Below are 7,901 nucleotides of genomic sequence, written 5' to 3'. Positions count from 1 at the left end.
AAGGTCTAACCCTTAACCGCTATACCACTCCTCACTCAGTCCACAATTCTGTTTTATACCGTTTAATAGCGATTTATACTATTTTACGAGTCTCCCTGCACCATATATCAGTCATTCGCCTTCACCACCTCCGTTTTAGCGCAAAGCAACATTGTGCCAGATAACACACTCAGTGCAGAGTCTTCTATTGTTACACCCAACGCGCTGGGATTGCCAACAGAGGAGATTACAGGTGGGGCAGTACGCGGAGCAAACTTGTTCCACAGTTTTCAGGAATTTAATGTCGATCCCGGACGCTCAGTATATTTCCTTAGTCCTGATGCGAGTATTCAAAACATTTTGGCACGGGTGACAGGTGCTAACCGTTCAGAAATTTTCGGCACTTTGGGTACAATTGGTAATGCCAACTTGTTTTTGATTAATCCCAACGGGATAATTTTTGGTTCAAATGCGGCATTGAATGTAGGTGGTTCATTTATCGGCAGCACAGCCAATGCAGTTCAATTTGGGAACATAGGCAATTTCAGTGCTGATACCCCTAACACACCCTCGCCATTACTAACCATCAATCCATCGGCGTTACTGTTCAACCAACTCTCAACAGCATCAATTACCAATAAATCAACGGCAGATGCTGGACTTAATCTAGCAGGTGATGAGGTGACAGGTTTGAGAGTGCCAGATGGTCGGAGTTTACTGCTAGTTGGTGGTAATATCAACTTAGATGGTGGTAATCTCAGAGCTTATGAAGGTCGCATTGAGTTAGCAGGATTAGCAACACCTGGAAGTATTGGGCTAGATGTAGTGGGTAATATTCTGAGCTTAAACATTCCTGCTGGAATACCCAGAGCAGATGTATCCCTCATTAATGAGGCAGAAGTGGATGTACGTGGTGCAAATGGTGGTAATATTGCCATTAATGCTCAAAACGTGAATATAGCAGGAGAAAGTATACTAAGTGCTGGGATCGAATCCGGTAATGGTTCGCCAGATAGCACAGCCGGAGATATTGAAATTAATGCCACAAGATCAATCACCATTGATGATGGCAGCTTAATTGCCAACGTAGTGCAACCAGAAGCTATAGGCAACGGTGGCAACATTAACATTACTACAGGATTACTCACACTACGCGATAATGCTTTGCTGAATGCCAGCACCAATGGGCAAGGCGATAGCGGCAGGGTGTTTGTGCAGGCATCGGGTGCTGTATCTTTAGCTAATAGCGACGTTTACAACAATGTGGAAGCGAGTGCAGTCGGCAATAGTAGGGGTATTTTGATTACAGCCGAGTCACTCTCCCTCACTAATGGCGCTCAAGTGCAATCTAGTATTTTGGGCGCAAACGCTTCCGAACCAGGTGGACGTGGCAATGCAGTCGGTGTGAATATTAATGTAGGCACAAGCATGACTTTGACAGGAGTGAATCAAAATGGAGCGCCTAGTGGCATTTTCACTGATGTAGAAGCAGGAGCAGTAGGTAATGGTGGCGATATTAACATCAACGCTAGCTCTTTGTCCTTAACTGATGGCGCTGAGTTGAATGCCAGCACGAATGGGCTTGGGGATGCAGGCAGGGTATTTGTGCAGGTATCAGGGGCTGTGTCTATGAATAATAGTGACATCTTCAACAATTTGGGAGCGAGTGCAGTCGGCAATAACGGGGGTATTTTGATTACAGCCGAGTCATTCTCCCTCACTAATGGCGCTCAACTGCAATCTAGTATTTACGGTGCAAACGCTTCAGAACCAGGTGGACGTGGCAATGCAGTCGGTGTGAATATTAATGTAGGCACAAGCATGACTTTGACAGGAGTGAATCAAAATGGAGCGCCTAGTGGCATTTTCACTGATGTAGAAGCAGGAGCAGTAGGCAATGGTGGCGATATTAATATCTTGGCTAAATCTTTGTCTTTAACTGATGGCGCTGTTTTGGATACCAGAACCTCTGGGCTGGGAAATGGGGGTAATATGGTCATCAATGCCTGCGATCGCGTTGACTTTGATGGTAGCGACGCCTTTAGCTATCCCTCTGGGGCTTACAGTACGGTACAATCAACTGGTGTGGGCAATGCCGGAAATATTAACGTTACAACTGGATCTTTGTCTTTAAACAATGGCGCTCAAATCAGTGCTGCGACAGTTGGTTTGGGAAAAGCTGGTGACATTGACATACTTGCCCGTTCTCTTTCCGTAGCAAATGGTGGACAAGTGCTAACTAATACTTATGGCGGTGGCAAGGCAGGAACTATCACCTTGAATGTGAAAGATACCTTGACTTTAGTAGGAAGTGACCCAAACTTTACTCAACGCCTTGCCCAAGTTGAACAGCGCTTACGCCAATCAAGAGCAACTGATCAACTAGCTGACGTTATTAATAATCTTGGTCCTACCAGCGGTATCTTCGCTAACACTGCTCCTGGTTCTACGGGACTTGGTGGCAGCATATTTATTGACGCCCGTCAAGTCTCCATTAGAGATGGGACAAAGATCTCAGTGAATAGTGATGGTACAGGCAATGCCGGGAATATTACTATACTTGCAGATATTCTCACCCTTGACAATGGCGCGGAGATTTCTGCGCAAACAACTAGCAGCCTTGGCGGCAATATTAATTTGCAATTAGAGGAACTCTTACTATTGCGGCGTGGTAGTCAAATTTCTACCAATGCTGGTACTGCGCTTAAAGGTGGTGACGGTGGTAATATTCAGATTAATTCTCAGTACATCATTGCTGTCCCTCAAGAAAATAGTGACATCACCGCTAACGCTTACACAGGCACTGGTGGGAATATTCAGATTAATAGTGAGATCTTCGGCATAAGATCGCGTCTACAATCAACCGACTTGAGTGACATCACTGCCAGTTCTACCTTAGGAGTGGCAGGTACAGTCAATATTGATACACCAAACACTGATGATGTGCAAAATAGCCTTACTCAACTACCAGAAAATATTATTGATGCTAACGCGCTAATTGCTAATAGTTGCATAGCTAAACGCCACAATCAATAAGCGTGGTACTTTCTTGATTACAGGCAACGGAGGTTTACCTGAGCGTCCTGGCGATACAGATCTTTCTCCTTATCCTACTGGAACGATCCGTTCTTTACCCGGTGTTAGTGAAACAACTAAATCAACCACTTCAACCAGCTTTAGCCGTGCGCGGAAAAATCTACAACCAATTTTTGAAGCGCAAGGTATTTATCAGCTAGCAAATGGCGATTTGGTGCTGAGTCGAGAGTGTCCTTAACAAATACAGTTTTTTTGCCTTAATGTTGGATAAATAATCTAATCTTCATCATCATTTGTTATAGATAGATTCATAGTTTTTATGTGATTTTTTTCACGCTCTTTTTTGCACTAATTCTCTCTCACTCCAAATTGCTTGCAGTAACTCTTGTAATTGACGGACAGCAAAAGTAGGGAGTAAGTCGGTTATTAACCATTGGTAAGCTAGTTGCTCAGATGAACGAAACTCCTGTGCTTTGTATAATAGAGAAGCTGCACTGACTGCTGTAATACCAATAGTTCTTGTTTTAGTTGGCTCTAAAGCTTCAAGTGCTAAAATTTCTGCTTCAGCTGCAAGCCGATAAAGTTCTACAGCACGAGCATTATTCTGCTCTCTGAAAGCTTCCGAAGCTAATTTTGCATAATGCTCACTTTCAGAATGATGTGATACCCAACTCATAATTAAGATTGTACGGTTTGCATCATTATTAATTTAGCACGGAATCCAACTACACAGGCTAAAGCTGGCAAGTTACTGTCACCAAGTAATGCTTGGTCTACTTTTTCTCGCATACGTCGTTTAATCTCTGATACGCCTAAATTTGTGCCAGACACTTCAAGCCGAAAACATCCTTCTAGGTCTTCAACTTCCTGACCTAGTGGTGATATATAATAATCTGCTCCTGTGCGGGTTTCTGCCCTTCTTACTGCTACCAATCCTCGTAGTAGTTCTGTTGCTGCTAAAGCGAAAGCATAAGCTCCATCACGAGTTGCATCATCAAGATTAGCCCAAGCGTTTTTATCTCGCTCCGAAGTTATTTTCCAATCAACGAGAACAATAGATTCATTACCGTCATCTAAGAGAGTAAATTCTTGTGGCGGAGTATGATGTCTGTCTAAGCATACCCGTGCTGCATCCAAATAATTTGCCGTTGTCGAGGGTAACAAACCTCTATGGCGGGTATCCATGTTATTTAATGGTAGCTTGGGTAACGACATCTTTTACTTTTTATTTAAGCTGGAGGTAGCATATGTATCTTAGGTTATAGGCGTCGCTCGAAAACAGCGCTCTCGGAGTTTTTGTAAGAGGGCGCCTGTGTGGTTGGATATAAAACCCTGAAATGGGTGGAGGATTACCCGCAAGCAACATAATAACCTTGACAATTTGGTAGTCATGTGGTATTTGCGTACAAAACCAAGTCCCGCCCTTCAGGTTTCGTATTGTTCTCAGTCCAATCAGGATTGAGCAGGTGCTAACCTGTGTTGCCATCTACTAATATTTTTTGAAGATTATTTACAATATTAAGAAATCCTCTTGTGTTTGTATTTCTTGGTAGTCTAACCCGGCGTTCAGGAAACAGGAATCAGAAAAAAGTTGGTGTAATTAATTCTGTGTAAGTACTTATCCTTTTGTGTTAATTGCATTGCTTCTTTATTACAGACTGATTGCACTAAAGTGCAACAAAAAATTTACGCTCGCCACGGAAAATATTCTTGTTCTATACTGCATTATGATTGCAGATTCTAAGTATATTTTAAGTGCCGAGAATGACACAAAAACTCTCTTTGAGATGGTATTTACAATTGGAATGGCTAGTTTCCTGGGGATGGGTAGGAGCGATCGCTGCCGCAGTATCTCAGACATTCGCCTTCACCACCCCCATTTTAGCGCAAAGCAACATTGTCCCAGATAATACACAAGGGAAGGAGTCTTCTATTGTCACACCTAACGCCCAAGGATTGCCAAGGGAAGAAATTACAGGTGGGGCAGTACGCGGCGCAAATTTGTTCCACAGTTTTCAGGAATTTAATGTCGATGCCGGACGAGAAGCTTATTTTAGTCCTAATGCTAGTATCCAAAATATTCTGACACGAGTCACAGGTACAAACGCTAGCCAAATTTTCGGCACATTGGGTACAATAGGCAATGCTAACTTGTTTTTGATCAATCCCAACGGGATCATTTTTGGTCCAAATGCAGCATTGAATGTCGGCGGCTCGTTTGTGGGTACAACAGCCAATGCAGTTCAATTTGGCAACTTAGGTAATTTCAGTGCTTCTACCCCAGATGCACCTTCTCCATTACTAACCATCAATCCATCGGCTTTACTGTTCAATCAACTCTCCAAAGCATCAATTACTAATAAATCAACGGCAGATGCTGGACTTAATCCTGTAGGTGATGAGGTGACAGGTTTGAGAGTGCCACATGGTCGGAGTTTACTATTAGTAGGTGGCAATGTCAACTTAGATGGTGGTAATCTCAGAGCTTATGAAGGTCGGATTGAGTTAGCCGGATTAGCAACACCAGGAAGTATTGGGCTAAATGTAGCAGGTAATAATCTCAAGTTGAGTGTACCTTCGGGAGTACCTAGAGCAGATGTATCCCTCACCAATGGGGCAGAAGTGAATGTGCGTGGTGCAAATAGTGGTAGTATCGCTGTTCATGCTCGGAATCTGAACATGGCAGGAGAAAGTAAACTGCGTGCCGGGATCGAATCAGGTAATGGTTCGCCTGATAGCCAAGCCGGAGATATTGAAATCAATGCCACAGGCTCAACCACCCTCAGTGATAGCAGTTTGATTGCTAACGTAGTGCAACCAGAAGCTACAGGCACTGGTGGCAACATCAACATCACTACACAGTCACTCACACTCAGCAATAATGCTATTTTGAATACTAACACCTTTGGACAAGGAGATGCAGGCAGGGTATTTGTACAGGCATCGGGTGCTGTATATTTTGATAATAGCAACATCTACAACAATTTGGGACGCAGTGCAGTGGGCAACACTGGCGGTATTTTGATTACAGCCGAGTCGCTCTCCCTTACAAATGGCGCTCAAGTGCAATCTAGTATTTTAGGCGCAAACGCTTCAGAACCAGGTGGACGTGGCAATACAGTCGGTGTGAATATTAGTGTAAGCGATCGCATCACCTTGGCAGGAGTAAATCAAAATGGAACTTCCAGTGGCATTTTTACAGATATAGAAGCAGGCGCAGTAGGCAATGGTGGCGATATTAATATCTCGGCTAAATCTTTATCTTTAACTGATGGCGCTGTATTGGATGCCAGAACCGCTGGGTTTGGAAATGGGGGAAATATGGTCATCAATGCTCGCTCGCGCGTTGACTTTGATGGAAAAGGCAACACCTTTAGCGTTGCAAACACTACTGTACAACCAGGGGCAGTAGGCAACGCCGGAGACATCCGCTTAACAACAGCTACTCTCTCATTAACTAATGGAGCCTTTCTCACTAGCAGCACCTTAGGGAATGGAGATGCTGGTAATATCACTATTAATGCCCGCAATACTATTAGCTTTGACAGTGGTTCTGCTTACAGCAATGTGTTTAGTAGCGGTGTGGGCAAAGGGGGAGACATCCGAGTCACAACTGGGACGCTCTCATTGACTAATGGCGCTCAACTGAGTACCAACGTTTCCGGACAAGGTGACGCAGGTAATATCACCATTGATGCCCGCGATACAATTAATCTAGATGGCACAGTCGGCTATGCAACTAGTGGTGTGCAAAGCAGCTTGCTAATTGGAAGTGAAGGCAAAGCGGGAAACATCCAGATGACAACTGGTTCCCTCACAGTACAAAACGGCGCTCGAATATCTACAAGTAGCGATGGAATAGGGGTAGCTGGCAACATCACCTTAAATGCCCGCGATACCATAACCTTTGAAGACAGCAGTGCAAGTACTAAAATCGGAAGTTATGGCGTAGGCAGTGGTGGAGATATCCGCGTGAATGCTAGAGCGCTGTTCTTAAAAAATGGCGGTCAACTTGATGCCGTTAGCTTCGGTTCGGGCAATGCAGGCAGTATCACCATTGATGCCAGCGACATCGTTGCCTTTGACGGCGTAGATAGCAATGGACTTGAAAGCAGTGCTAAGACTTTCGCCGGTGAAAATGGTAGTAATGGCGGGGATATCCGGATTACAACTGGAATACTTTCATTAACTAATGGCGGTCAACTATCTAGCTTTGCTCATGGGAATGCAGGTAATATTACTATCGATGCCCGCAATACTGTGAGCTTTGATGGCGTGGGCAACAGACTCTCTAGTGGTGCTGTCTCAGTATTATTAGCTGGTAAGGGAAAAGGAGGAGACATCCAGATAACTACAGGTTCGCTTTCCATTACCAATGGCGCTCGACTTTTGTCCAATACCTTTGGGCAAGGCAATGCAGGTAATATTACGATCAATGCTCGTGATGCCATTACTTTGAACGGTACAGGCAGCAATGGACGCCTGAGCGGTCTTTTCAGTGCGGTAGGATCTACTGGAGTGGGTAAGGGCGGAGACATTCGAGTAAAAAGTGGAACATTATCCTTATCCAATTTTGCTCAAATCAATGCCAGTACTAGTGGAAGAGCAGATGCAGGTAATATCTCAGTGAAGGTAGATGATGCTGTAACACTGACCAACTCCAGTCAAATCACAACTACTGTTGCGTCTGGAGGTTTGGGCAAAGCTGGTGACATTGACATACTTGCGCGTTCTCTTTCCGTAGCAGATGGCTCTCAAATTCAGTCAGCCCTTTTTCGACCAATTGGAATTTTGCCCGCAGCGCAAGGGCGTGGGGGAAATATTCGCGTTACCACAACTGATTCTATCACTGTTTCTGGCATCAGTTCGACTGGATTTTCTAGCGC

The 7,901-nt window shown here is 44.3% G+C and carries 5 protein-coding genes; 3 read left to right on the top strand and 2 right to left on the bottom strand.

Annotation, left to right across the window (positions count from 1 at the left end; genetic code table 11):
- The first annotated feature begins 153 nt into the window (after positions 1-153).
- Positions 154-3,015 carry a two-partner secretion domain-containing protein gene (locus ICL16_RS35790; protein WP_190836342.1) on the top strand — a complete coding sequence of 954 codons (2,862 nt, stop codon included), beginning with the start codon at positions 154-156 and terminating at the stop codon, positions 3,013-3,015.
- Between the two features lie 13 nt (positions 3,016-3,028).
- On the top strand, positions 3,029-3,253 hold the full coding sequence (locus ICL16_RS35785; protein WP_190836341.1) for a hypothetical protein: 225 nt from the start codon (positions 3,029-3,031) through the stop codon (positions 3,251-3,253).
- Positions 3,254-3,346: 93 nt separating this feature from the next.
- Here the strand turns inward: ICL16_RS35785 and ICL16_RS35780 are convergent, their stop codons facing one another.
- Complete coding sequence (locus ICL16_RS35780) at positions 3,347-3,691, bottom strand: hypothetical protein (protein ID WP_190836340.1); 345 nt, start codon at positions 3,689-3,691, stop codon at positions 3,347-3,349.
- 2 nt (positions 3,692-3,693) lie between these two features.
- A complete protein-coding gene (locus tag ICL16_RS35775) occupies positions 3,694-4,230 on the bottom strand; it encodes a hypothetical protein (protein ID WP_238361102.1) in 537 nt (178 codons plus the stop codon).
- Positions 4,231-4,779: 549 nt separating this feature from the next.
- Between ICL16_RS35775 and ICL16_RS35770 the strand changes: the two genes are divergently transcribed.
- Positions 4,780-7,901 (top strand): two-partner secretion domain-containing protein (locus ICL16_RS35770; RefSeq protein ID WP_190836339.1); only part of this gene is annotated, 3,122 nt, incomplete at its 3' end.

The sequence above is a fragment of the Iningainema tapete BLCC-T55 genome, assembly GCF_014698965.1.
GTDB classification, from domain to species: Bacteria; Cyanobacteriota; Cyanobacteriia; order Cyanobacteriales; family Nostocaceae; genus Iningainema; species Iningainema tapete.
The sequence above is the reverse complement of the archived record's forward strand: the minus strand, read 5'-3'. Positions and strand labels throughout refer to the sequence as shown.